Genomic DNA, 25400 nt, shown 5'->3' with positions numbered 1-25400 from the left:
ACCCTCCCTGATGTTGACCGAACGTTCGGTCAAATAGTTCCACGGGACAGGACGCCACGTCCAGGTGTCGGCGATCTTTCGTCAGGATCAGCGGGGCGGGGAATACCCCGACTGCTGCGGATACCAGGGCTGCGGCGGGTACTGCTGCTGCGGATACCCGTGCGGGTAAGGCTGCTGCGGGTGGCCGGGCTGTTGCGGATAGCCCTGCGGGGGATACGGCTGCTGGGGATATGGCTGCTGCGCGCTGGGCTGTTGCGGATAGGGCTGCTGATAGGCCGGTTGTGGGTACTGCTGCGGCGGGTACGGCTGCTGATAGGCCTGCTGCGGCACAGGTGCCTGTTGCGGATACGGGACCGGCGCCTGTTGCGGGTACGCCTGCGGCTGCTGGTAGCCCGGTTGTTGCGGGTACTGCTGCACCGGCGGTTGCCCTGCCTGACCGGGAAGCAGCGGCACCAGGTACGCGAGTGCCTGGAGGCCGGACAGGATCATCTCCGGCTTCGTCGCGGGAATCATGTGCTTGCGCGTGTACAACACATCGGTGCCGAGCAGTGACAACGAGTCACCCTCGCCGTCCCGCAGCCACGCCTGCACCCACGGCGTCAGCACCTGGCCCGCCGCGTACGGATCGGTGTCGACCAGCCGGAACTTCTTGTCGAACTTCTTGTCCCCGGTCGCCGGGCGCGGGTTGGAACCGTTGTCCTCGTGATAGGTCCACCGGCGCGCGATCTGGAAGAACGGCATCCGCGGCAGATTGTGGAACACCCACACCGTGTCGATGTCGTACTGGTCGCGCTCGGAGACCTTGATGCCCAGTTCCTTGCGCACGATCACCGTCGGCCTGCGGAAGAAGTCGACCACGGTGAACGACATCCCCTGGAACGCCCCGGTCATCACGCCGTAGGCGTGCCGCATGTCACCGCGCTGCGAGAACGGGATCACCGGCCACCGTTCCGGTAGCCACGGCGCCTCCTCCGCGAACTGCCAGCCGTACGCGCGCGCCAGCTCGGCCCGGCCCTCCAGTGCCTTCCTGATGCCGTACCGGTGCCCCCAGTTCGGCTTGCCCCGCTCGTCCACGGGCGACAGGCTATCCGGCCATTCCCGCAGCTCGTGGCCGATTGGGTTCCGGTGTCCGATTAGATTGGAGCCATGGACGGACGACGAGCCCGCGGCGCGGAGACCAGGCGCGCCATCCTCGCCCGTGCGATGGACATCGCGGGCGTGGACGGCCTGGAGGGGCTGACCGTGGGCAGGCTCGCCGCCGACCTGGGGTCCAGCAAGAGCGGCATCTTCGCCCAGTTCGGCTCCAAGGAGGAGCTGCAGCTGGCCACGGTCGCCTTCGCCGAGGAGGTGTTCACCGGCAACGTCCTGGCCCCCGCGCTGAGTGAGCCCCGCGGCGTGCCGCGGCTGCTGGGCCTGTTCGAGCGGTGGATGGTTTTCTCCCGGGCACGCGTGTGCCAGGGTGGCTGCTTCTTCTCCGCGGTCAGCGCCGAGTTCGACGCCCGCGACGGCCGGGTGCGCGACGCGCTCGCCGAACGCAGCCAGGGCTACCGCGACCTGCTCGTCCGGCTGGCCACCGAGGCCGTCGAGGAGGGGCACCTGCCCGCCGACACCGATGTCGTCCAGCTGGTCTTCGAGATCGTCGCGTTCGGCCGGGCCGCCAACCACGAGGGCCTGCTGACCCGCGAGGATGCCCCCTACGAGCGGGCCATCGCGGCCGTGCGCGCCCGGCTGGGGCGGTAATCGGGCGGGAATGTTTGCCGCCCGTGCCTCGTTGGTAGGGCTGTAGCGCGCACACCGGGGGACCCGAGCACCGGACACAAGGAGGCACTGTGGCAACGGTCGAGCTGACCAGCGAGAACTTCGACGAGGTGGTCGGTGGCGGAGGCACCGTGCTGGTCGACTTCTGGGCATCCTGGTGCGGACCGTGCCGTCAGTTCGCCCCGGTCTACGACGCGGCCTCGGAGAAGCACGGGGACGTCGTGTTCGCCAAGGTCGACACCGAGGCCCAGCAGCAGCTGGCGCAGGCGTTCAACATCTCCTCCATCCCCACCGTGATGGCCGTGCGCGAAGGTGTCGTGCTCTACGCCCAGCCCGGCGCGCTGCCCGCGCCCGCGCTGGAGGACCTGATCACCCAGGTCAAGTCGGTGGACATGGCCGAGGTGCACGCGCAGGTGGCGGCCGCGCGGGACGAGGCGGACGCGAAGCTCGCGGGCCGCGAGGACTGAGTCCAGGATCTCCCCGATGGGCCCCGGCGACGAGCCGGGGCCCATCGGCGTTCAGTCGACCTCGCGCACCTCGTAGCGGCCCTTGATCTCGTGGTTGAGGTACGAGCCGAGGCTGGGCGCCGAGGCGAACTGCCAGTAGACCTTCTTCGGGACCGACAGGTACTGGAAGACGCCGCCGTGGTGGAACTCGACCTCCAGCACGTGGTGGTCGGCGTCGTAGCCGACGGCGGCGATGCTCGCGGACGCGACGGGTCTGCGGTGCACGGGACCTCCGATCGCCTTCCCCCGGCTTCACTGTGCCACTGGCAGTGGCGTGCCACCGAGTATCACCCGATTCCGGGAAACGTGAACCGGACCCCGGTTCGTGCCCGGATGACCACGATCCGTCAACGATCCGGGCGCCCAACCGCCCTGGGGTGCTACCCCGGGCGGATAAACTGGGTGCCGCGGGTGACTGCGTGGGCGAGGCCACCACAACCCGGGCGCCCCGGTCCGCGTCGTATAGACGACGAGCCGGGGGCCCGGTCACAGCTCGACCTACTCCGTGACCGGTGCGCCGGTACCCGGTCGGATGTTGTCCGGTTGGACGAGAAAGGAGCTGGTGGACGCGGTGCTGGAGCTCGCTGCCTCACTGTTGTCGTTCGCGCACACCGTGTTCGGACCGGGGTTCTGCCCCGGCGACTGGGTGTGGGCGACCAGCATGGCGGGCGCGCTGGTCGCGCTGCTGCCGGTGCTCGGCACGGTGGTGATCGCGATCGTCCGTAAGGGGACCGGCAACACATACAACGCCACGACGCTGACGGTGTTCGGCATCATCGGCGGTCTCACCGCGTTCCTGTTCCCCTGGCTGCTGTTCAACGGCATCGGCAGCGTGTACCGCAGCGTCTTCGCCAACGAGGGTGTCGTCGACTTCACCAGGGCGGAGCTGGCGTCGTTCAGCGAGAGCCACTGCGTCGGCACGCAGAGCTCCTTCCTCGGCGGCCAGGCCACCGGCTACGAGCTGCTGTTCCACCCGTACGAGGACTGGCCGATGTACCTGCTGCGGCTCGGCGGTCTCGTCGTCGTGCCCGCGGTGTGCCTGCTGTTCGTGATGCTCCAGGCCAGGATGGCCCTGCGCCGCGGCCCCAAGTGGCCCGGCCGGTTCGTCTGGATCCCGTTCGCCGCGTTCGCCCTGCTGAGCCTGCCGGTCGAGGCCAACACGGCCGCGTTCCTCTGGCTGGGCTTCCTGCCGATCAGCGTGCTCGGGCTGGTGCCGGTGCTGGTGATCGGACCGCCGAGCTGGTCGACGGTCGAGCGGAACTACCAGAAGCCGGAGGGGGCCCAGCACCCGCAGCCGGTCGGCGCGCAGCAGCCGGGGCAGCAGAAGCCGCCGCCGTACCAGCCCCCGCCGCCGGTGCCGAAGTACGTGCCGCCGCCGCAGTCGATGCGCCAGCCGCCGTTCCCGCCGCTCAACCCGACCCGGCGCGAACCGGAGCCGGACCGTGCCGCGCTCGCCCGGCTCGCCGCCGACCCTGGCCCGCTGCCGTTCGCCCCGCGCGGCGCCGCCCCGCCGCCTCCGCCGATCAAGCCGTCCGGCAGCCGCTTCCGCAAGGTCCGGGCGCTCGGGCACGGCGGTTTCGGCACGGTCTGGCTGGCGGTCGACACCCAGCTGGACCGCACGGTCGCGGTGAAGACCGCGCACGCGCCGGACGCCGAGACCGAGGAGCGGATGCTCCGCGAGGCCCGCGCGCTGGCGGCCGTGCACCACCCGAACTGCGTGCGGGTCTACGACATCGTCTCCGAGCCGGACGGCCTCGGCCTGGTGATGGAGTACATCGAGGGCCAGCCGCTGGCCGACCGGGTCACCAGCGGCGGCCCGCTGGACGATGTGGCGGTCGCCCGGCTGTGGATCACCATGGCGGGCGCGCTGTCCGCCGCGCACGCCAAGGGCGTGCTGCACCGGGACGTGAAGCCGTCGAACATCATCATCGACCCGGACGGCAACGCGCACCTGATCGACTTCGGCATCGCCCGGTCCAAGGGCGACTCCACGCTGACCGCCACCGGGATGATGGTCGGCACACCCGACTTCCTCGCCTCGGAGACGGCCGCGGGCGCCAACGCCACCCCGGCCTCGGACGCCTGGCAGCTGGCCGCGACGGTGAGCTACGCGCTCACCGGGAAGCCGCCGCGCGGCACGCGGGACAACGCGATGGCCGCGTTGATGGCCGCGGCCAAGGGCGAGCCGTTGTCGGAGCTGCCCACGAAGAGCGCGCACCAGCGGCTGCTGCGGGCCTCGCTGGAGGCAGACCCGGCGCGCAGGCCGACGCTGAACGCGGTCGCCAGGGAGCTGAGCGACTGGCTGGCGCGGGAAGGGCACACCGAGACCGGCCCGGTCACCCAGATCGTTCGGCGGCAGCACATCGAAGCCGAGGAACGCACCCGTCCAATGCGCTGACACCCGAGGCGAAACCCGAGCGCCGGTTACGTTTTCCCGCTGCTTGACCGGGGGTGTTCGGGGTAAGACACTGGGCGGGCAGAGCCTTGGGTGGGAGTGCGGATGATTCTCGGTGGCTTGCTCTTGGCCGTTCTCGGGGTGGGCGGCCTGTTCATCGACAAAGTCATCACCACCATCCCGCACGAGGTCATCCCCTACGTCCACGGCGGCGCCATCGCCTTCATCGCGGTGGGTGCGCTGATCTTCGCGATCGGCGCCACCGAGGAATACGGCGCGGGTTTCTGGGCGCTGGCGGTCGTCGGTTTCGGCGCCAGTGAACTGTTCGGGCACTGGCTCTCCCCGCAGCTGCGCCCCTGGGTCCTGTGGACGACCTTGGCGATCATCGTGCTCGGCGCGCTGATCGGCGTCGGCGTCGGCCTTCTGGTCCTGGACGAGGAGTTCGGGACCGAGGCGTCCGGCGGCGTCGCCGCCACGGTCGGGCTCATCGCGGTCTTGGTGGGGGCCTTCCTCGACCTGGGCCCGGGATGGGATCCGTCCCTGGACGGGGTCGGCGTGTCCCTGTTGGCAGGCGGTGTCACCGCGGTACTCGCCGACGGAATGCGGTATTCCGGCCAGGCCCAGCCGATCGAGCCGATCTTCCCGGCGCTGCTGGCCGGGCTGGCCGGTGCGGCCGCCGTGGTGGTCGTGGCGGGACCGGCGGCCTGGGTGACCGCGCTCGTCTGGCTCATGGGCGCGGCCGCGGCGGCGGCCGTGCTGGGTCTCGCCTTCGCCGCGCTGTTGTGGTGGCGCCATCCTGTCCAGACGAAACTCGACCTGGGTCAGTACCTGCCATTGGGGATTGTGGCGGCGGGTGTGGGTATTTACGCGGTCGTCCTCGCGTTGTGCGGTTGGCTGCTCTGGTTGTTCATCCCGCTCGCCGTGGCGGGTTCCGGTTCGGCGTATTTCGCGGGTCGGAGAGTCTGGTGGGACTGGGTGGCGGCAATCGGCGAGATACCGCCGGTGCGGCGGTTGTCCGACCACCTCCTCGATCTCTCCGCGCGTACCGATCCGGTCTACCGATTGCTGCCGCGCGAGTGGTAGGCATTCGCCCGGTATCCGGATAGGCCGTTCAGGAGGGCCTCGGCCTGGGCGGGCTTGCCCAGCACCGCCAGCTCGTGCACCGCCTGGTGCCGGGCCTTCTCGCTGAGGCCGAAGGCGTGCAGGGTCATGGCCATGAGCAGACCCCATACCTGGTCCGGGTCGTCCGAGCCAAGCACCGGGTCGATGTCCCAGCTTGGGGACATCGCCGCGTACCAGGCGTCGTGGTCGTCCAACAGCCGCAGGAACGCGGCGACCGCCGCCCACTCCGGCCGGATGCTCGGATCCCGGTCGAACGAGGTCAGCAGGACGGAGGCGACCGCGGGCCCGAGCACCAGGCCTGCCTTGTGTACACAGTGGATCCGCAACAGGATCGGCAGCCGGAGGTCGCCTGCCAGCGTGGTGAGCGCCTGCGCGATCTCCGGCGCGCCTGCCAGCGAGGCCAGCTCGTCCACCGCCGCCATCCGGCTGCCCAGCTCAGCGGCGGGGTCCAGCGCCCGCGACCGGGTCAGCTGCCAGCGCGGGATCTGCGCGGGAATCGCGACCACCGGTGTGGCCGAACGGTTGCGGACCAGGGCGAGGTTCTCCGCGGTGTTGGTGTTCAGCTGCTTGGGCGAGGGCAGGCCCTGGCGCAGCAGCCTGCGGTTCAGGTCGCGGAAGATCGTGTGCATGGACAGCAGGTCGCCTGCGTCGGGAACGCCGGTGCGCAGCAGGTCGATCAGTTCGCCGGTGAACGCGGTGTGCCGGGCGCCCGGCGGGGCCACCGCGGGGTGGTACTTGGAGGCGGAGGCGAGCGTGTAGGTGCCGACGATCTCCAGCTGTGCGTCCGTCGGCCCCATCGCACCGAGCTCACGCAGGGCGCGCTCGGAGTAACAGCTGTCCAGCACCAGCACGCAGACCCGGGCCGGGCTGTTGGTGATCGCCGAGCGGAGCTGTCCGACCGTCCACACGTTGTAGTCCGCCAGGTCGCTCTCGGTGTTGCGCATCGCGAAGGCGATCTGGCCCTGCGAGGTGAACACGCTGTGCCCGGCGAAGTAGATCAGCAGCAGGTCCTCGGCCTCCCGTGCCAGGCGCTGCACCCGGGTGGTCTGGTCTGCGGTGATGTCCAGCAGCACGTGGCAGGACTCGGGCGCGAGCCCGCCCAGCGCGGGGTCGGTGAACACGGCCGCGAGGTCGGCGAGGTTGTTGGCCACCGCGGGCAGGGCCGCCAGCCGCGCGTCCTCGTAGTGCGCGCTGCCGACCAGGATCACCCGCGAGCGTCGCGGATCACCCAGCTGCATCCGGCCGCCCCTCGATCCGCCCCGGTGCCCCGTGCGCTTGCTGTGCGCGTTGCATCGCCTCGATCGCCGCCGTGGTCAGCCGGAGCACGGCCGCGGGGTCGGCGTTGAGCTGCTTGGCGTCCAGCACCAGTTCGTCCCCGCCGATGGTCAGCCTGATCGACAGGTCCCGCCGCTTGCTCTGCAGCCAGCCGAACAGCGACTGCACCAGCACCGTGACCGCGCCGCCCGCGCCCGCCGCGACCACCAGCACCTCCCACAGCGACCCCATCTCGCCCGGTCGTGGCGGTGCGGACCGCAGATCGATCCGACCGCGCAGCTCGTCCTCCAGGCGCAGCCAGGCGGCGATGTCCGCCAGGGCGTCGGCGTCCCTCGGGTCGGCCGTGATCGGGGTCACCAGGATATCCATGCTGGAAACGTACCTAATCCGTCACCCGCGGTTAGCCGGTTTGGCCTGCGAAAGTGCGCCGGTAGTCGGTGGGGGACACACCGACGATGCGCTGGAAGTGGTGGCGCAGCAGGGCGCCGCTACCGAACCCGCACCGGCGGGCCACCTCGTCCACGCCCAGCGTCGTCTGTTCCAGCAGCCTGCGCGCGTGCAGGATGCGCTGCGCGGACAGCCACTTGTGCGGGGTCGTGCCGGCCTCGGCCACGAAGTGCCTGGCGAAGCTGCGCTCGGACATCCGCGCCCGCCGGGCCAGCGCGGCCACGCTGTGCTCCTCGGCGAGGTTCTCCACCAGCCAGGCCAGCACCGGCTGCAGGCTGTCGCTGGAGCACTGCGGGATCGGCAGGTCCACGAACTGGCGCTGGCCGCCGTCGCGCTGCGGCGGCACCACCATCCGGCGGGCGATCGCCATCGCCACCTCCGAGCCCAGTTCGCGACGCACCACGTGCAGGCAGGCGTCGATGCCGGAGGCGGTGCCCGCGCTGGTGACGATGTCGCCGTCGTCCACGAATAACACGTCCGGGTTGAGCCGGGCGGCGGGGAACCGCTCGGCGAACAGGGACGCGTACCGCCAGTGCGTGGTGCACGCGCGACCGTCGAGCAGCCCGGCCGCGCCGAGGATGAACGCGCCGCTGCACTCGGACAGCAGCGTCACCCCGCGCGCGCTCGCCTCCCGCAGCGCCGCCAGGACGGCGGGCGGGTACTTCTCGCGGATCACGGTCGCGGGGACCGCGATCAGGTCGGCACCGGCCAGCGCGTCCAGCCCGTGCGGCGGGATCAGCGGGACGCCGATGCTGGTCGGCAGGGGCGCGCCGGGGTTCTCCCCGCACACCCGGAACTCGATCGGCGGCACGCCGTCCTCGGTGCGGTCGATACCGAAGATCTCGCACAGCACGCCGAACTCGAACGGGGCCACACCGTCGATCAGGACGGCCGCCACGGTGGTCAGCATGCGGTCAGGGTAACTGGCAGGATCTTTGCGGACAAGGTCGTAACTGCCACTGTTGGCGGGATTTCGGCCAACGCAAACTTAGTGCCATGACCGCATCTGACCTGATCGGAGGCCTGGTCCTCATCGCCATGGCGGCCCTGGTGATCTACCGCCTGGACCGCGTTCACCAGCACTCACGCCACACCCGACAGTCCACCCGCACCCTAACCGGCACCACCGACATCGAGGACCGGGACGTGATCCGGGTCGCCGACGAGATCCGGGCGGCCCAGGTGGTCGGCCACCCGGACCGCCCGGCGGAGCGGACCGCTCAGCTCACCGCCAGGACGGCAGCCACAGTTCGGCCTGCCAGCGCCATTCGGTGATCGAGTCGCCGTTGAGGATCGGCCACAGCCAGACGAAGTTGGCCACCACCAGGCCGACGTAGAGGGCGAGGGCGAGCAGACCGGTACGCCGCCGTTCCGGTCCATCGCCCTCCTTGCCCAGCAGGTGCCCCGCGCACAACGTCAGCCCGAGCACCAGGAACGCCGCCATCGGGGTGGCGTAGAAGAAGTACATCTGCCGGTCCAGGTTCAGGAACCAGGGCAGGTACCCGGCCAGGTACGCGGTGACCACCGCGGCGTAGCGCCAGTCGAAGCGGGTGACCATCCGCCACAGACCCCAGCCCAGCATCGGCAGCGACAGCCACCACAGCGCGGGCGTGCCGATCAACATCGTCGCCGAGACGCACTTGGCCTCGCCGCAGCCGAGCGTCGAGCCGTCGTAGTAGTAGAGCATCGGCCGCAGGCTCATCGGCCACACCCACGGCTTGGACTCCCACGGGTGCTGCTTCTCCGGGTTCGTCTTCAGCGTCTCGTGGAAGTTGAGCACGTGCTCGTGGTAGTTGAACAGCGAGCCGATCGCGCCCTTGGTCACCGACCACGGGTCCGTGCCCATGGTCTCCACCAGGTGCCGGTCGATCCCGGTCTCGCTGCCGAACCACGCCCACCAGCAGGCCAGGTAGGTGATCACGGCCAGCACCAGGAACGACCAGAGCGCGGGCAGCAGGTCGCGCAGCAGCACCGCGACCCAGGGCTTGCGGACCCCGGCGGTGCGGCGCGCGGACAGGTCGAACGCGAGCGTCAGCAGCCCGTAGGCGGCCATGAAGTACAGGCCCGACCACTTGACCCCACAGGCCAAGCCGAGGGACACACCGCCCGCGACCCGCCACCAGCGCACACCGAGCCGGGGGCCGTAGACGGACTCGTGCAGCCAGCCCTCGTCCAGCGCCCGGCCCAGCCGGTCGCGCACCTGGTCGCGGTCGAGCAGCACGCAGGCGAACGCGACCAGCACGAAAAAGGCCTGGAAGATGTCCAGCATGCCCATCCGGGCCTGCAGGTGCGAGACGCCGTCGGCGATCAGCAGCACGCCGCCGACCGCGCCGAGCAGGGTCGACCGGGTCAGCCTGCGGGCGATGCGCACCACCAGGATGACCATCAGCACGCTGCACAGCGCGCCGGTGAACCGCCAGCCCCAGCCGTTGTAGCCGAAGAGGTACTCGCCGATGGCGATCATCGTCTTGCCGAGCGGAGGGTGTACGGTCAGCTCGTAGGCCGGGTTGTCCTCGACCCCGCCGTTGCGCAGCATCTGCCACGCCTGCGGCACATAGTGCTTCTCGTCGAAGACCGGCGTCCCCTTGTCGGTGGGGAAGCCAAGGTTCTGGAAGCGGATGATGCCCGCGAGCACGCCGATGAACGCGGTCACCAGCCAGCCGCGCAGGCGGTCGGTCGGCATGGGTCTGCCGAGCAACCGCGCGCGCGCGACGTCGGCAGGGTCGGCCGCCGGGGTCACCGGTTCGGGTGACGGGGTCCGGCTGGCCTCGTCGTCGGCTACGAGGGCGCTCACGGGGGGAGATCGTAGGGTGCGCGGTGTGCGGTCCGCGTCGGAACTTCCCGTTCGGGTGGTCCGGCGGCGCGCGGTCACCGTCCGCATCATCTGATCGTGTAGTTGTTTGCCCAGTTCAGGCGCGGTACAAGAGATCATAAGCCGCTGTCGTACGGGGACGTCGGCGCGAGGAACGGGCGGGGGACGAGGTGCCTCCTGGACGGCCGACCATCCGGTCCCGGCAGGTCGCGGGCGAACTGCGGCGACTGCGCAAACAGGCCGGCTACACCACCGGCGAGGTGGGCGCCCGCCTCGGCCTGTCCCAGGCGAAGGTCAGCCGGGTGGAGACCGGCACCAGCGGCCTGCGCCTGCGCGACGTGGAGGCGATGCTCGGCCTCTACCGGGTGCCCGAGCCGCGCCAGGAGGAGATCCTCGACCTGGTCCGGCAGGCCGCCGAACCCGGCTGGGTCCAGGTGCACGGCCGCGGCCTCCCCGACCAGTGGCAGACCCTGATCGACTGGGAGTCCAAGGCGATCGCGCTGCGCGTCCACCACCCGGTCCTGGTCCCTGGCCTGCTGCAGACCGCCGACTACGCCCGCGCCGCCATCCGCGACACCGCCCCCACCATGCCGTCGGCGGCGGAACTGGACGGCAAGGTCGCCGCCCGCCTCGCCCGCCAGGGCATCCTCAGCCGCGAGTACCCACCGACCCTGCACGCCCTGCTCGGCGAGGCCGCGCTGGGCATCCCGGTCGGCGGCACGGCGGTGGCCTCCGCCCAGCTGCGGCACCTGCTGGAGATCATCCGCAAACCGCACGTCCTGGTTCGCGTGGTGCCCCAGGACGTCGGCGCGCACCCCGGGCTGGAGGGCTCGTTCGTGGTGATGGACCTGCCGCAGGGGCAGACCGTCGTCTACACCGAACACCGCTCGCGCAGCCTGTTCCTGGACGAGGTGCTGGAGGTCGAGTCCCATCGGCTGGCGTGGGAGCGGGTCTCCGAACTGGCCCTGTCGGTCGAGGACTCGGCCAAACTGATCACCGACCTGGCCGACCGCGCGGGCTAGCGGCTTGGGTTATCGAACGTCAGCCGGGTGCGCATCAGGAACACGTTGTACGGACCCCACTGGGACATCGTGAAGTAGACGTCCGGGCCGGTCGCGGACACCGGATGCAGGAAGCCGCCATACAAGGCGGGAAACTCCTGGCCGGTGACCAGCGGCAGCGGATCAGTCCACGGACCGGCGAGATCCGTCGCCGTCCGCAGCACCAACGCCGCCAACGACTCATCGAGGTGGATCGCCAGCCACCGGCGGGCATGCGCGGAGTAGATCACCGACAGCTCACCCACGGGCCCGCGCATTACCGGTTGCGCGCGGTATTCGTCGCTCGGGTGCCAAGTCGCTCCGGTCCAGTATTCGTAGGCACGTCGGTCGAGAACATGATCGGGCGAGACCCTGGCCAGATAGGCGTGACCGAGACGCCCGCTCGGAGTGCCGAGCAGGTACAGATGGTTGTCGGCCCGTGCGAAAGCTCCCATCTGGAACGGGCTGTCACGCCTGGACCGTCTACGCCAGAAGGATCTGATGTGGTTGCGCCAGATCGCGGACGACGGTTTGTCCCAGGTAGCCCCACCATCGCTGGACACCGCTATCCCGCCATAGTTGGTGTACCAGCGCCTTGGCCCACTCCAGGTCCGTACGGACATGTACTGCAGATAGTGCTTCCCGCCGATCGAGATCCCGGAACAGGGAATGACGGTCTCCTCTTTCACCCGCGGATCTCGTTCGATGATCTGCCGCGCATGCCCATCCGGGCGGGCCACCATCGAGTCGATCGTCAGACCGGCGGAGAGATCCCGGTTCGTGCAGTAGCCGAGCACATTGCAGCGCCAGTCCGCCTCGCGCGGCCCAGCGCCATGGCCGCCCCAACGCTCGCCATAGGTGTCGCCGAAGACGATCAGGGTGCGGCCGTCGTCGGCGTCCCAGGTGATGCCCAGGTCGGTGCCGTGCACACCGAACCGGTCGGTGCGGTTCGCCGACCCCGGCCCGGTGACCCGGGCGACCAGCTCGGTCTCAGTCAGCACTTGTCCTCCTAGGCGCTGTCCGGCAAGTCCGGCACGCGCTATCCGCGCCCGCGCGGCCTCTGGCCGCACGGGCGGAAAGCCCAAGTACAACCCGGTACGTGCGGCTTCCCGCCCGCACGCCCAGAGGCCACGCGGATCACGAATCCCGCGCACCAGACTTACAGGACAGCGCCTAGGCGCGGCTCCCCGCGCGCACGGCCGCGTCGTACAGGGTCTTCTTGCTCACCCCGGTCGCCGCGGCGATCTCACCGGCGGCGTCCTTGAGCCGGGCGCCCGCGTCGGCCAGCTCGCGTACCCGCTCGACCAGGGTGTCCAGGTCGACCGCGCGCGGCTCGGCCCCGGCGAGCACGACCGTGATCTCGCCGCGCACGCCCTCGCGCGCCCACTCCGCCAGCTCAGCCAGCGTGCCCCGGCGGACCTCCTCGTGCGACTTGGTCAGCTCCCGGCACACCGCCGCCCGCCGCTCGCCGCCCAGCACCTCGACGGCATCGGCCAGCAGGTCGTCGATCCGGTGCGGGGCCTCGAACAGCACCGCCGTGCGCGGCTCGTCCAGCAGCGCGGCCAGCCACTTGCGTCGCTCGCCGGACTTGCGCGGCGCGAACCCCTCGAAGCAGAACCGGTCGCACGGCAGGCCGGACAGCGCGAGCGCGGTCGTCACGGCCGATGGGCCGGGCAGGCACGTCACCGGCAGGTCTTCCGCCACGCACGCGGCGACCATCCGGTAGCCGGGGTCGGACACGCTGGGCATACCCGCGTCGGTGATCAACAGGACCGTCTGGCCGTCGCGGACCGCCGCCACCAGGCCCGGCGCCCGGTTGGCCTCCACCGCGTCGTAGAAGCTGACGATGCGACCGGTCGTGGTGACCCCGAGTGCGGAGGCGAGGTTGCGGGCGCGGCGGGTGTCCTCGGCGGCGATCACGTCCGCCGAGCCGAGCGCGGCCACCAGGCGGGGCGAGGCGTCGCCGATCTCGCCGAGCGGGGTGGCGGCCAGGATGAGCTGCCCGGTCATCGGTCTCCCAACGCCACACCGACCGGCGAGGTCCGCCAGTCGCGGAAGTACCGGGAGATGAACACCCGCCGTTGCGCGTCCCGCCTCCGCAGTCTGCGGTCCATCCGGCGGTTGGGTCCCCCGTTGGCGAACTCGACCTCGCCGTCGGTGAACCACAGCTCGACCCGCCCGTGCGAGCGCTCCCGCACCCGCTCGAAGTCCGTCCAGCGCACCGTGACGCGCGAACCGCTGCCCTCGACGAAGACCCCGGCCTGGGTGATGCACAGGACCCGCGTCCGGACCATGTAGGCGAGGAACCCACTGGCAACGACCCCGGCGGCGAGCTCACTCCAGCGGAACCCCGCCCACTCCCACGGCAGCAGCGCCATCAGCGCGAACAGGCAAGCCATCATGGCGAGGTACAGCAGCGTCATGAGAAACACGTACGACCAGCGCGGCCTGTGCTCCGAGATCACCCTCACCGGCCAAGCGTAGCGAGTGCGGTCCACGCGACCCCGCGAATATCAGGCTCTAGCCTGGTGTTTCAAAACCCGACCGGTGGAGGCTGGATGTCGGCGGCGCGAATGCTGGCGTTGGGCGTGGTGCACTGGGCCAAGCGTGCCCACATGTACCAGATCCGGGCCGAGCTGCTGAGCTGGCGAGCGGACGACTGGGCCCGCGTCAAACCCGGCTCGCTCTACCACGCGCTGCGCAAGGCGGTGGCCGACGGTCTGCTGGTCGACTCGCACGAACCCGGCCACGGCGGTCCCGACCGGACTGTCTACACGATCACCGGCAAGGGCCGCGCGGAACTGGAACGCCTGGTCACGAACGGCCTGCGGGAGCCGGGCGACCCGTTCATGCTGAACGCGGCCATCGCCATGCTGCCCATCTTGGACAGTCCGACCGCCGCGCGGATCCTGCGCGAGCGGGTGGCCGCGCTGCACCGGCAACGGGCCGACCTCGACGAGCGGCTGGTCGAGCCGGTCAAGCCCGCGCACGTGGCCGAGCAGTTCCAGCTGTGGGCGGGCAACGTCGACAACGAGATCGCCTGGGCGAACCGCCTGATCGACAAGCTGGACGCGGGCACCTACGCGACGTTCGAACCCCCGGAGTCCTGAGGGCGCCCGGACCACCGGACGCCCTCAGGTGTCTACGCGTCCTCGCGGCGGAACGCGCGCGTGCCCCACAGGAGACTGAGCGCGGCCAGCGCGATGAGCACCAGAGACCCGGTTAGCAGCGCGTCGGTGGTGAACTCACCACGGAAGGACGCGCGCTCGGCGTCGACCACGTGCGTGAACGGATTCCACCGGGAGACCGTGTACAGCCAGCCCGGCGCCAGGCCCTGGGTGATCGGGATGAAGATCCCGGACAGCAGGAGGATCGGCAGCAATACCGTGTTGAGCACTGCGGGGAACGCCTCTTCACTGCGCAGCGCGAGTGCTAGGGCGTAGGAACAGGAAGACAGTGCTACCGCCAGCATCGCGACCATCACGAGGGTGAGCACTACCGCGCCCACAGACGCGCGCAGGTCGAACACGGTGAACGCGAGAATCAGAATCAGGCTCGCCTGTACGAGGGTGTGCACGGTGTCCCGCATGACCCTGCCGAGTAGCAGCGCTGAGCGGCTCACCGGAGTGACGCGCAACTGTTCCAGCACACCCATGCGCAGCTCGGCCAGGAGAGAGAAGCCGACGAAGGACGCACCGAACAGCGCCAGCTGCACGATGAGCGCCGGGGTGAGGATCTGCCAGGACGTGCCGGTCGGGAAGCCTGGGGTGTGTTCGGTCATCCGTTCCAGGAGGGGGCCGAAGAAGAAGAGGTACAGAACGGGCTGCATCAGCCCGACCACGGTCCAGGTCGGGTTACGCAGGGACAGCTTCATCGCCCGGGAGAACACAAGCCAGGTGTCACGCGGCATGGTCGGCCTCCGCGAGGGTGCGCCCGGTCAGGATGAGGAACACGTCGTCCAGCGTCGGCCGCTGCACACTGAGCGAGGTCGTGCTGATGTCGTGCGCGTCGAGGGCGCGGAGCAGCTCCGGCATGACCAGATCGCCGCGCGGCACCCGGAAACTGACGGTGTCCGGTTTCGTGTCGACCTCATCGGCGAACTTGCCCGCGATATCCGCCGTCTTCACCAGATCCACCGCGTCGACCCCGACGGTGACGAGGTCACCGGAGATCCGCGCCTTGAGCTCCGTGGGCGAGCCGGTGGCCACGATCCGGCCGCTGTCGATCACGAGCACGCGGTCGCAAAGGGCGTCTGCCTCGTCAAGGTAATGAGTGGTGAGGAAGACGGTGGTGCCCAGCTCGGCGTGCATGGTCCGGATGTGCTGCCACACATTCGCCCGACTCCGCGGATCCAACGCGGCGGTCGGCTCATCCAGGAACACCAGCCGCGGCCCATGCACCAGTCCTTTGGCGATATCCATCCGCCGCCGCTGCCCGCCTGACAGGGTCTTCACCGGCCTGGCCAGCAGATCGTCCAACTCGAACTGCCCCGCAAGCGCTTTCGCCCGCTCTTGTGCCTTGGCTGCCGACAGGCCGTAGAGCCTCGCCTGGGCCGCCAACTCCTCGCCGACCCGGGCGTCGAACTGCGCACCACCCGCCTGTCCGCGTACCCGATGTTCCGTCGCACCCCGACGGGATCCGTCGCCAGATCGCATCCGGCCACGGTGGCGGCTCCCGATGTCGGCCGGAGCAGGGTCGTCAACATCCGCAACGTGGTCGTCTTCCCGGCTCCGTTGGGGCCTAGGAAGCCGACCAGCTCCCCAGCCGCCACATCGATGTCCACCCCTTGAACGGCCTGCACAGTCCGACCTCTACCGGCGAACTCCCGCGCCAACCCGCGCGCCTCGATCATGCCCACCCCTCTAGTCAAGTTTGAATACTTGAGCCAGACGAGGATGGCCGACCGAGGTCCAACTAGTCAAATTTGAATACTCGGTGGTGGTCCGGTGTTCCGAAGTCGGAAGCGAGCTGGGCCCTCAGGCCGGGAAGCGCCAAGGTTTGTCCCCGGCGGCGCGCGGGCGACTACCGGCGCGCCTGATCCCGGTCGCGTGAGCAGGGGATAACCCGGTGTCCCCCACCCGCCCGGGCTCCGTACCCTAGGCAACCATGAGTGCCCCCGTGTTGACCGCGGTGGCCTGGCCCTACGCCAATGGCCCCCGCCACATCGGTCACGTTTCCGGATTCGGTGTCCCTTCGGACGTCTTCTCCCGCTACATGCGCATGTCCGGGCACCGCGTGCTCATGGTCAGCGGTACCGACGAGCACGGGACGCCGATCCTGGTGCAGGCCGAGAAGGAGGGGCTGATCACCCGGCAGCTGGTCGACAAGTACAACCGGGTCATCGCCGAGGATCTGCATGGGCTCGGGCTCTCCTACGACCTGTTCACCCGCACCACCACCGGCAACCACTACCAGGTGGTGCAGGACCTGTTCCTCGCGCTGTACCGCAACGGCTACGTGCAGGCGAAGGTGCAGATGGGGGCGATCAGTCCGTCCACCGGCCGCACGCTGCCCGACCGCTACATCGAGGGCACCTGCCCCATCTGCGGTTACGACGGCGCGCGCGGCGACCAGTGCGACAACTGCGGTAACCAGCTCGACCCCGTCGACCTGAAGAACCCGCGGTCGCGGATCAACGGCGAGATTCCCCAGTTCATCGAGACCGAGCACCTGTTCGTCGACCTGCCCGCGTTCACCGAGTCGCTCGGCAACTGGCTGTCCACGCGCACCGAGTGGCGGCCGAACGTGCTCAAGTTCAGCCAGAACCTGCTCGACGACATGCGGCCGCGCGCCATCACCCGGGATCTCGACTGGGGGATCCCGGTGCCGTTGGACGGCTGGCGGGACGCGCCGATGAAGCGGTTCTACGTGTGGTTCGACGCGGTGATCGGGTACCTGAGCGCGAGTGTCGAGTGGGCGCGGCGCACCGGGGACAAGGACGCCTGGAAGGAGTTCTGGACCGACCCGGCCCAGGGCTACTACTTCATGGGCAAGGACAACATCGTCTTCCACTCGCTGATCTGGCCCGCGCTGCTGCTCGGCCAGAACGGCGCGGGGGACAAGGGCGGGCAGCCGGGTGCGTTCGGCACGTTGAACCTGCCCACCGAGGTGGTGTCCAGCGAGTTCCTCACCATGAGCGGCTCCAAGGTGTCCACCTCCCGCGGCACCGTGATCTACGTGCGGGACTTCCTCCGGGAGTTCGGGCCGGACGCGCTGCGGTACTTCATCGCGGCGGCCGGGCCGGAGAACCAGGACACCGACTTCACCTGGGACGAGTTCGTCCGGCGGACCAACTTCGAGCTGGCCAACGAGTGGGGCAACCTGGTCAACCGGTCGGTGTCGATGGCGCACAAGAACGTCGGCGCCGTGCCCGCGCCGACCGCGCCCACCGCGGCGGACGAGGAGCTGAAGGCGCTGGCCAGGGGTGCGTTCGCGACCGTGGGCGACAATCTGCGCCGGTCCCGGTTCAAGGCGGCCATCGGCGAGGCGATGCGGGTGGTCGGTGCGGCCAACAAGTACCTGTCCGACGAGGAGCCCTGGAAGCGCAAGGACGACCCGGCGCGCCGCGACACCATCCTGCACACCGCGCTGCAGGTCGTGTCCGACGCGAACACGCTGCTGACCCCGTTCCTGCCGCACTCGGCGCAGAAGGTGCACGAGGCGCTCGGCGGTACCGGCGTGTGGGCGGCGCAGCCGGAGGTCCGTGAGGTCGAGGACCTCGACAACGCGGGCATCGACTACCCGGTCCTCACCGGCGACTACGCGGGCGAGCAGGCGCGCTGGGCGTCGACCGAGATCGAGGTCGGCAGGCCGTTGGACAAGCCGGTGCCGTTGTTCGCCAAGCTCGACGCCGAGCTGGGCGAGACCGGTCCGGAGTGGGCGCCGATCGTCAAGTGACCCCGCGCAAGGGCGAGCGGCCGCCGGTGCCGGAGCGGCTTCCGGCGCCGGTGGTCGACGCCCACACCCACCTGGATGCCTGCGGTGCCAAGGATGCCGCCGATGTGTCCACAATGCTCGACCGGGCCGGGGCGGCCGGGGTGGACCGGGTGATCACCGTCGCGGACGACCTGGCTTCGGCTGGCTGGGCGGCCGAGGCGTCCACCTGGGACAGTCGGGTGTTCGCCGCGGTCGCGGTGCACCCGACCAGGACGAAGGACTTCTCCGACGCCGACAAGGCCGTGCTGGAGGAGCTGTCCCGGCGGCCGCGGGTCGTCGCGGTGGGGGAGACCGGGCTCGATTACTACTGGGATTACTCCCCGCCGGAGGCCCAGCACGAGGCATTCCGCTGGCATATCGACCTCGCCAAGCGGGTCGGCAAGCCGTTGATGATCCACGACCGGGACGCGCACGCGGACATCCTGCGCATCCTCACCGAGGAAGGCGCCCCGGAGTCGGTCGTGTTCCACTGTTTCTCCGGTGATCTGGAGTTCGCGCGGGCCTGCGTCGAGCGCGGTTTCGTACTCTCCTTCGCCGGTCCGGTGACCTTCCGCAACGCGGCGCCGCTGCGCGAGGCGGCCGCGTTCACGCCCGTCGACCAGCTGTTGGTGGAGACCGACGCGCCATTCCTCACCCCGCACCCGTTCCGCGGCAGGCCGAACGAGCCGTACTGCGCCGCGTACACGCTCCGCGACCTCGCCGCGCTGCGCGGTGCCGACGTGGCCGAGCTGGCGAGCGCGGTGTCCGCGACCGCGGACCGCGTGTTCCGACTGCGGAACGTGACATCCGACGATGCGGGCAGTGCATGACTGGGCTGTTCGAGGGATGTCCAGACGCCGCCAGAGGTGTGATGGGACTCACGAGATCGCACGATGTGTTTGCGCAACCCGCCGGTCCTCGTTACTGTCCCGTGACCGTACGACCAGGGGCAGACCGCCCCGAGTCGGCCCGGAGCGGGTCAGTACACGTCGGGGTGGCTGGCAACGGGTCGTCGGACGCACTTGAAAGCGCTGGAACAGGCACGAACGTGAGGGAGTGGGAGTCGCTGGCAGACAGCTGAGCCGACAACCACCACGCGCGGGCCACGGGTCCGGCGCCTTCTGGAGGAAACGACCCTGTGAGCGGTAAACAGACCGGCGGTTCCGACCGCCCCGGCTACGACGACGGCTTCGCCGACACGGACTGGTTCAGACCGGTGACCGTGCCTGGCACCGCGACCCTGGACGACGACTTCAAGGCGTGGCAGGCCGAGTTCCCGCCGGAGTACCGATCCTTCCCGGCCAGCCAGTCCACCGGCTTCTATGACGTCCGTGCCGAGTTCGACGGAGACGGCTACTCCTCCTCGCTCGCCATCACGGACCACGACGTTCGGCACGCCCTCGGCCCGCAGGCCGACGAGATCATGGCCACCGCCGGTGTCGACGTCGACGAGCTGATCCGGCTCATCAACGCCGAGACCACTGTCCTCCCCGCCCTCCCCGACGAGCTGTCCGCGGAGCCGCAGCCGCTCAAGGTCGGTATCGCCGACCCCGACGCGCCCGCTCCCGGCCTCATCGCCGCCGTCAAGCGGTGGAAGTCCACCTTCCTCAAGGCCACCATCGCGGCCGTGCTCGCCACCCTGATCGGCGGCGGCAGCGCGGCCATCGCGATGAACAACACGGTGACCGTCGACGTCGACGGCCAGACCCACCAGGTGCACACCTACGCCGACACGGTCGGCGAGGTCCTGGCCGAAGAGGGCATCACCGTCGGCGCGCACGACACCCTGAGCCCCTCGCCGAGCGCCGAGATCGGCGACGACGGCAAGATCGTCCTCCAGCGCGGCCGCCTGCTCCAGGTGACCGTGGACGGCGTCCAGCAGGACCACTGGGTCCGCGCCGACAACCTCGGCGACGCCCTCCGCCAGCTCAACGCCCCCACCGCGGGCGCGTGGGTCTCCCAGGGCGCCGACGCCCAGGTCCCGCTGAACGGCCTCGCCGTCGAGATCCGCACCCCCAAGAACATCACCCTGTACGACGGCGGCAACGAGCCGGTCGCGTTCACCACCACGGCGCTCACCGTCGGGGACCTGCTCGCCGAGCGCCACCTGAGCCTCGGCCCGGCCGACGCCATCCTCCCCGGCGCCGACCTCAAGATCACCTCGGGCGCCGAGATCCGGATCAGCCGCACCGGCGTGACCGTGATCAACCAGGCCGAGCCGATCGCCATCCCGGTGCAGAAGGTGGACGACCCGGAGGCCGACAAGGGCACCGAGACGGTCGTCGACCCGGGCGCGGCGGGCCAGCGCATGGTGACCTACCGGATCACCGAGAAGGACGGCAAGGTCGTCAAGCGCGAGGAGATCGGCTCCAAGACGCTGACCGAGGCCAAGCCGAAGATCGTGAAGGTCGGCAGCAAGAAGCCGCCGCAGCCGGTCATCTCGGACGGCGAGGTCTGGGACCGGCTGGCTCAGTGCGAGGCCACCGGGAACTGGGCCATCAACACCGGCAACGGGTACTACGGCGGTCTCCAGTTCGACGCGGGCACCTGGCGGTCCAATGGCGGCACCGCGTACGCGCCATTGCCCAACCAGGCCAGTCGGGAACAGCAGATCGCCATCGCGACCAAGGTCCGGGACGCCCGTGGCGGCTACAGTGCCTGGCCTGCCTGCGCTCGGAAGCTCGGCCTCCCCACCTGACCGACTCGGCAAGAAACGAAAGCCCCGGCCTGGACTACCAGGTCGGGGCTTTTCTTTGCCGAGTCCTGGCCTGTTTCTTGTATCGCCGACTCGAAATCGGGAATAGGAAGCTCATTACGCATCACCGGTGGGCAGCCACCCCGCTGCCGTGCGCGTAGCCCATTGCGTGGCGGGCTGTCGGACGGGTCGGGCGGGGCTTCCCGTATCGTTCGGTCGGTGAGTGGATCGGGATTGTTGGGACCTGCCGACGTGCGCCGGTTGGCCGCGGATCTCGACGTCCGCCCCACCAAGAAGCTGGGCCAGAACTTCGTCCACGACCCCAACACGGTCCGCCGCATCGTCACCACGGCCGACCTGGGCGACGACGACATCGTCCTGGAGGTGGGCCCCGGCCTTGGCTCGCTGACCCTCGCCCTCCTCCCGGCGTGCGCCGAGGTGGTCGCGGTGGAGATCGATCCGGTGCTGGCGGAGCAACTCCCCAAGACCGCCCAAGAGCGCACCCCGGAACTGGCCGACCGCCTCCGGGTCGTCAACGCCGACGCGCTCAAGATCACCACAGCGCGGCTGGGCGTCGCTCCCACCGCCTTGGTCGCGAACCTCCCCTACAACATCGCGGTCCCGGTGGTGCTGCACCTGCTGGCCGAGGTCCCGAGCCTCCACACAGTCCTCGTCATGGTCCAGGCCGAAGTGGCCGATCGGATGGCCGCCCCGCCCGGCAACAAGGTCTACGGCGTGCCGAGCGTCAAAGTGGCCTGGTACGCGGAAGCGCGGCGAGTGGCCACTGTGTCCCGTTCGGTCTTCTGGCCGGTGCCCAATGTCGACTCCGCCCTCGTTCTGTTGCGCAGGCGGGAAACACCGACCGGCATCGACCGTGACGCTGTGTTCTCCGTTGTCGACGCGGCGTTCTCGCAGCGGCGGAAGACGTTGCGGGCGGCGTTGGCGGAGTGGGCCGGGTCGGCGGCGCGGGCCGGTGAAGTGCTCGAAGCGGCCGGGGTCGAGCCGGGCCTGAGGGGTGAGCAATTGTCCGTACGGGAGTTCGTCCGGATAGCCCAGGCTGTCACGCGGGTGTAGTAAGCCGTTCACGTCGGCATTACTCCCTCCGTGTGACGTGGCGGACGTCAAACCTCATCTTGACCTCTCGCTCTTGCGTTCAGGTGTGCTGGTCAGGTCTACTCTTGGGGCAATCCATCCCGAGCGGCTGAGAGACCTGGCTCGTAGACGCCGCAGCAACCACCCACCGCGGGCAGGTGCTACCGCCAGGAGCGATGGAGGAGTTGAGAACGATGGGGATGCGGGTCCTCACCGAGCGTCGGGTCATCGACCAGTGCAGGCGAACCGTGACGGCATGTCGTCCGATGTGCGTTGCCAGCTGATCTTCTGCCAGCACCACGTCACCTTCGCCCCTGATCATCATCGGCACCGCCGAGCACCGGACTGTCCATAGTGGACTTCCGTAGTTGCCGCGTGCCGTCGCGCCCGCTTGGAGAGAACCACCGTGATCACCGTCGAGAACCTGAGCAAGTCCTTCTGGGGCAACGCCGGTCCCGTCGTCGCGCTCGACGACGTCACCCTGGACGTGCCCACCGGCACCATCACCGGCGTCGTCGGGCCCGCGGGCTCCGGCAAGTCGACCCTGGCCCGGCTCGTCGCCCTGCAGGAGCGCCCGGACAGCGGCGTCATCCGGGTCGACGGGTTCAACACCGCCGCCCTCGACCCGCGCAGACTGCGCGCCGCGCGCCGACGAATCGGCGTGGTCACCCAGGGCGACCTGCTGCCGCAGCGGACCGCGGCCGGGAACATCGCGCTGCCGCTTGAGCAGGCGGGCGTGGACGGGCCGCAGCGCCGGGAGAAGGTCGGCAAGCTGCTCGACCTGATCGGGCTCACCGACAAGGCCGCCCGCTACCCGGACACCCTCACCCCCGGCCAGCGCGCCCGGGTCGAGGTGGCCCGCGCCCTGGTCGGCGACCCCGGCCTGCTGCTCGCCGACGACCCCACCCGGGAGCTGGGCACCGACGCCGCCGCGGGCGTGCTGACCGTGCTCGACCGGGCGCGTGCCGAGCTGGGCGCGACCGTCCTGGTGGTCACCAGCGACGCGGGCGTGGTCCGCCGGATCGCCGACGACGTCGCCCTGCTGGACGGCGGCCGGATCGGCGAGAGCGGCCACCTGCTGTCCCTCGTGCAGGACCCGACCAGCCAGGTCGCGCAGACCCTGCTGCCCGCGGTGGACGTGCCCAAGGGCGCCACCGCGGCGCACGACCGGGTCGCCGAGGTCGTGCTGGTCGGCTTCGCCGCGGTCGGCGCGCTGCTGCCCGAGGCCACCGCCCGGTTCGACGTGTCCGTCTCGGTCATCGGCGGCGGCCTGACCCGGGTCGGCGAGACCCCGGTGGCCCGCTTCCTGCTCGGCCTCACCGGCGGCCGGGCCGACCAGGCGCTGGGCTGGATCGGCGAGCGCGGCGGCGTCGTCCGCCAGACCACCGGCCCGCGCGCCGTTCTCGCGGCTTAGTGGTGGGTTGCACCACTAGTGTCTCCGGGTCCTGCCTCGCCCAGGGGACGGGGCAGGGCCCGGTACTCGGGGGTGCCGGGCGGCCCGTCGGACCCCCGTAGGCTGGTCTGGTGCTCGCTGTCGTGCCCACCCCGGTGACCGTCCGCGTGCCGTCCAAGGTCAACCTGCACCTAGCGGTCGGCGACCTGCGCCCGGACGGCTACCACGACCTGGCCACCGTCTTCCAGGCCCTCTCGCTCACCGACGAGGTCACCGTGGCGGTGGCCGACGAGCCAGGGGTCGAGGTGCACGGCGAGGGCGCGGACGCGGTGCCCACCGGGGCCAGCAACCTGGCCTGGCGGGCCGTGCAGGAGCTGGCCAGGCATGTCGGCCGGGACGCGGACGAGCCCAAGGTGCGCATCGTCATCCGCAAGGGCATCCCGGTGGCGGGCGGCATGGCGGGCGGCAGCGCGGACGCGGCCGCCACCCTGGTCGGCCTGGCCGCGCTGTGGCGGCTGGAGATCGGCCGGGACGAGCTGGCCAGGATCGCCGCCCGGCTGGGCAGCGACGTCCCGTTCGTGCTGCACGGCGGCACCGCGCTGGGCACCGGCCGGGGCGAACGGCTGGTGCCGGTGCTGACCAGGCACACCTACCACTGGGTGCTGGCGTTCGACCGGCGCGGCCTATCCACCCCCAAGGTCTTCGGCGAGCTGGACCGGCTGCGCGCCGAGGGCGACCCGCCCCGCATCGGCGAGGTCGAGCCGGTGCTGGAGGCCCTGGTCACCGGCGACCCGCGCCAGCTGGCCCTGCTGCTCGGCAACGACCTGCAGGCCGCCTCGGTGTCGCTGCGCCCCGGCCTGCGCCGCACCCTGCGCGCGGGCGTGGCCGCCGGGGCGCTCGCAGGCACCGTCTCCGGATCCGGCCCCACCTGCGCGTTCCTGTGCGCCGACGGCGAGTCCGCGCTGCACGTGGCGGCCGAGCTGTCCGGCGCGGGCGTGTGCCGCACGGTCCGTGTGGCACACGGACCGGTCCCCGGCGCCCGAGTGGTCAGCGGCGACGACGCCCCACGGACCATCCCACCCGAGGCCCACGCCTGACCAACCTCCGGGGCCCATGCCCACACAGCGCACCGACCGCCATGGTCTCGGGCCGGGACTGCTTTACCTCGCATCGTTCCCGACGCCCTGGTGGCCGTGCCCTGTCGAGGCGGGGACCGTGCCGGGCGGGGATGAGGGGGTGGGCGGCGGGAGGAAATGTCTCAGTACGCCCAACTCCATCCGGTGATGTCTTTGGGGAGGTTGTGCGGCTTGTAGATCAGGGTGCCGTGGTCACTGGCCGAGTCGATCAGCACGACGCCGTAGTAGCCGGAGTCGGACAGGTAGAAGTCGTCCGGTAGGTAGCGGTGCTTGGGCAGGCAGGACGTCAGGATGCCCTTGCCGGTGACCTTGCCGTCCTTGTCCTCGGTGGTGAAGTCGCCCGCGCTCATCCACCAGCCGGAGTCCGGTGTGTACTCGTCGGTGGTCTTCAACACGATCGTCGCGGCCAGGTAGTGGCCGCTGTTGGGGGGCAGGCTGCCGGGCTCGGTGCAGTTCACCACGACCACGCTGTCCAGCCAGAGCGTGGCGAGCACCGGGCTGGCACCGGATCGGATGTCGATCTGGCGGCCCATCCGCATCGACCGGGTGCCCTCGGCACCGGGCTGCTCCTCGGATGACGGCGCGCTCCCGCAAGCGGTGAGCAGCAGGGCACCGGCCGCGAGGACGGCGGGGATCCGCGCCCACCGGCGCACATACGACATTGAACCTCCAGACAACGTGTAAGTCGTAATTAGTCGATTTCCGTTACCAGGTCAAAAGAATCACACAGAGAGTGGCGAAGTCGTCGCGGAGAATGCGATTGGTCACCCCCGGTCGTCGGGCAACCGCGCTCGATATTCGGTAATACTGTGAA

At 70.2% G+C, this 25400-nt stretch carries 24 protein-coding genes, 1 pseudogene and 1 riboswitch; of the genes and pseudogenes, 13 read left to right on the top strand and 12 right to left on the bottom strand.

Annotated elements, in window-relative coordinates; translation table 11 throughout:
• Positions 1-87: 87 nt before the first annotated feature.
• Positions 88-1074 carry a hypothetical protein gene (locus C503_RS0116475; RefSeq protein ID WP_051114840.1) on the bottom strand — a complete coding sequence of 329 codons (987 nt, stop codon included), beginning with the start codon at positions 1072-1074 and terminating at the stop codon, positions 88-90.
• Positions 1075-1146: 72 nt separating this feature from the next.
• On the opposite strand from C503_RS0116475, the gene C503_RS0116470 reads away from it, so the two are divergent.
• Both C503_RS0116470 and trxA read left to right on the top strand, forming a co-directional pair.
• Entirely contained in the window at positions 1147-1740 is a 594-nt protein-coding gene (locus C503_RS0116470) for a TetR/AcrR family transcriptional regulator (protein ID WP_033400670.1), read from the top strand.
• Positions 1741-1829: 89 nt separating this feature from the next.
• Positions 1830-2225, top strand: a complete 396-nt coding sequence (gene trxA, locus C503_RS0116465; RefSeq protein ID WP_018683321.1) for a thioredoxin — start codon at positions 1830-1832, stop codon at positions 2223-2225.
• A 51-nt stretch (positions 2226-2276) separates the two neighbouring features.
• Here the strand turns inward: trxA and C503_RS0116460 are convergent, their stop codons facing one another.
• Positions 2277-2489, bottom strand: coding sequence for a KTSC domain-containing protein (locus tag C503_RS0116460; RefSeq protein ID WP_018683320.1), 213 nt, complete (start codon positions 2487-2489; stop codon positions 2277-2279).
• Between the two features lie 307 nt (positions 2490-2796).
• On the opposite strand from C503_RS0116460, the gene C503_RS0116455 reads away from it, so the two are divergent.
• Both C503_RS0116455 and C503_RS0116450 read left to right on the top strand, forming a co-directional pair.
• Entirely contained in the window at positions 2797-4662 is a 1866-nt protein-coding gene (locus C503_RS0116455; protein WP_051114845.1) for a serine/threonine-protein kinase, read from the top strand.
• 102 nt (positions 4663-4764) lie between these two features.
• Entirely contained in the window at positions 4765-5742 is a 978-nt protein-coding gene (locus C503_RS0116450; RefSeq protein ID WP_026316371.1) for a hypothetical protein, read from the top strand.
• Here C503_RS0116450 and C503_RS43370 read toward each other — a convergent pair.
• Genes C503_RS43370 through C503_RS0116435 form a run of 3 tightly spaced genes read right to left on the bottom strand, consistent with a single transcriptional unit; the run spans position 5715 to position 8413 of the window.
• Positions 5715-7019 (bottom strand): caspase, EACC1-associated type, encoded by a 1305-nt coding sequence (locus C503_RS43370; RefSeq protein WP_051114839.1) that lies wholly within the window; start codon positions 7017-7019, stop codon positions 5715-5717. The genes C503_RS0116450 and C503_RS43370 overlap by 28 nt on opposite strands.
• On the bottom strand, positions 7006-7425 hold the full coding sequence (locus tag C503_RS39610) for an effector-associated constant component EACC1 (protein WP_018683317.1): 420 nt from the start codon (positions 7423-7425) through the stop codon (positions 7006-7008). The genes C503_RS43370 and C503_RS39610 overlap by 14 nt, the downstream gene beginning before the upstream one ends.
• Before the next feature lie 31 nt (positions 7426-7456).
• Positions 7457-8413, bottom strand: coding sequence for a GlxA family transcriptional regulator (locus C503_RS0116435; protein WP_018683316.1), 957 nt, complete (start codon positions 8411-8413; stop codon positions 7457-7459).
• Between the two features lie 86 nt (positions 8414-8499).
• Here C503_RS0116435 and C503_RS0116430 point away from each other — a divergent pair, with 86 nt between their 5' ends.
• Positions 8500-8778 carry a hypothetical protein gene (locus tag C503_RS0116430; RefSeq protein WP_018683315.1) on the top strand — a complete coding sequence of 93 codons (279 nt, stop codon included), beginning with the start codon at positions 8500-8502 and terminating at the stop codon, positions 8776-8778.
• Here the strand turns inward: C503_RS0116430 and C503_RS0116425 are convergent.
• Entirely contained in the window at positions 8729-10297 is a 1569-nt protein-coding gene (locus tag C503_RS0116425; protein ID WP_018683314.1) for a dolichyl-phosphate-mannose--protein mannosyltransferase, read from the bottom strand. The two genes, C503_RS0116430 and C503_RS0116425, sit on opposite strands and share 50 nt — an antisense overlap.
• A 188-nt stretch (positions 10298-10485) precedes the next feature.
• Between C503_RS0116425 and C503_RS0116420 the strand changes: the two genes are divergently transcribed.
• Positions 10486-11337 (top strand): helix-turn-helix domain-containing protein, encoded by an 852-nt coding sequence (locus C503_RS0116420; protein WP_018683313.1) that lies wholly within the window; start codon positions 10486-10488, stop codon positions 11335-11337.
• Here the strand turns inward: C503_RS0116420 and C503_RS0116415 are convergent.
• The 3 genes from C503_RS0116415 to C503_RS0116405 form a co-directional block, all read right to left on the bottom strand.
• Entirely contained in the window at positions 11334-12356 is a 1023-nt protein-coding gene (locus C503_RS0116415) for a glycoside hydrolase family 183 protein (RefSeq protein WP_018683312.1), read from the bottom strand. The genes C503_RS0116420 and C503_RS0116415 overlap by 4 nt on opposite strands.
• Before the next feature lie 172 nt (positions 12357-12528).
• Positions 12529-13365: a 16S rRNA (cytidine(1402)-2'-O)-methyltransferase gene (gene rsmI, locus C503_RS0116410; RefSeq protein WP_018683311.1), complete on the bottom strand. Its 837-nt coding sequence runs from the start codon at positions 13363-13365 to the stop codon at positions 12529-12531.
• Positions 13362-13826, bottom strand: a complete 465-nt coding sequence (locus C503_RS0116405) for a hypothetical protein (RefSeq protein WP_018683310.1) — start codon at positions 13824-13826, stop codon at positions 13362-13364. Before C503_RS0116405 ends, rsmI begins: the two co-directional genes overlap by 4 nt.
• An 87-nt stretch (positions 13827-13913) precedes the next feature.
• Between C503_RS0116405 and C503_RS0116400 the strand changes: the two genes are divergently transcribed.
• Positions 13914-14465, top strand: a complete 552-nt coding sequence (locus tag C503_RS0116400; RefSeq protein WP_018683309.1) for a PadR family transcriptional regulator — start codon at positions 13914-13916, stop codon at positions 14463-14465.
• A gap of 32 nt (positions 14466-14497) precedes the next feature.
• Here C503_RS0116400 and C503_RS0116395 read toward each other — a convergent pair whose 3' ends face one another.
• Positions 14498-15265: an ABC transporter permease gene (locus C503_RS0116395; RefSeq protein ID WP_018683308.1), complete on the bottom strand. Its 768-nt coding sequence runs from the start codon at positions 15263-15265 to the stop codon at positions 14498-14500.
• A pseudogene (locus tag C503_RS42690) lies at positions 15255-16207 on the bottom strand (ATP-binding cassette domain-containing protein). Before C503_RS42690 ends, C503_RS0116395 begins: the two are co-directional and overlap by 11 nt.
• A gap of 254 nt (positions 16208-16461) precedes the next feature.
• Between C503_RS42690 and metG the strand changes: the two are divergent.
• The 6 genes from metG (at position 16462) to C503_RS0116360 (ending at position 24547) form a co-directional block, all read left to right on the top strand.
• Positions 16462-18252 (top strand): methionine--tRNA ligase, encoded by a 1791-nt coding sequence (gene metG / locus C503_RS0116385; RefSeq protein ID WP_026316369.1) that lies wholly within the window; start codon positions 16462-16464, stop codon positions 18250-18252.
• Positions 18249-19100: a TatD family hydrolase gene (locus C503_RS0116380; protein ID WP_018683306.1), complete on the top strand. Its 852-nt coding sequence runs from the start codon at positions 18249-18251 to the stop codon at positions 19098-19100. Before metG ends, C503_RS0116380 begins: the two co-directional genes overlap by 4 nt.
• Positions 19101-19408: 308 nt before the next feature.
• Positions 19409-20968 (top strand): resuscitation-promoting factor, encoded by a 1560-nt coding sequence (locus tag C503_RS48520; RefSeq protein WP_018683305.1) that lies wholly within the window; start codon positions 19409-19411, stop codon positions 20966-20968.
• A gap of 216 nt (positions 20969-21184) precedes the next feature.
• The gene (gene rsmA, locus C503_RS0116370) at positions 21185-22039 is read left to right on the top strand and encodes a 16S rRNA (adenine(1518)-N(6)/adenine(1519)-N(6))-dimethyltransferase RsmA (protein WP_026316368.1); all 855 of its coding nucleotides are present in this window, start codon (positions 21185-21187) and stop codon (positions 22037-22039) included.
• A 111-nt stretch (positions 22040-22150) separates the two neighbouring features.
• Positions 22151-22240, top strand: a riboswitch (SAM riboswitch).
• 223 nt (positions 22241-22463) lie between these two features.
• Positions 22464-23471 (top strand): methionine ABC transporter ATP-binding protein, encoded by a 1008-nt coding sequence (locus tag C503_RS0116365; protein ID WP_018683303.1) that lies wholly within the window; start codon positions 22464-22466, stop codon positions 23469-23471.
• Between the two features lie 110 nt (positions 23472-23581).
• Entirely contained in the window at positions 23582-24547 is a 966-nt protein-coding gene (locus tag C503_RS0116360) for a 4-(cytidine 5'-diphospho)-2-C-methyl-D-erythritol kinase (RefSeq protein WP_026316367.1), read from the top strand.
• A gap of 161 nt (positions 24548-24708) precedes the next feature.
• Here C503_RS0116360 and C503_RS0116355 read toward each other — a convergent pair whose 3' ends face one another.
• Positions 24709-25248 (bottom strand): hypothetical protein, encoded by a 540-nt coding sequence (locus C503_RS0116355; RefSeq protein WP_018683301.1) that lies wholly within the window; start codon positions 25246-25248, stop codon positions 24709-24711.
• Between the last annotated feature and the right edge of the window lie 152 nt (positions 25249-25400).

Origin of the sequence: Actinokineospora enzanensis DSM 44649 (assembly GCF_000374445.1) — a bacterium.
GTDB lineage: Bacteria > Actinomycetota > Actinomycetes > Mycobacteriales > Pseudonocardiaceae > Actinokineospora > Actinokineospora enzanensis.
Note: the sequence above shows the minus strand (reverse complement) of the source record. Positions and strands in the feature narration are given on the sequence as shown.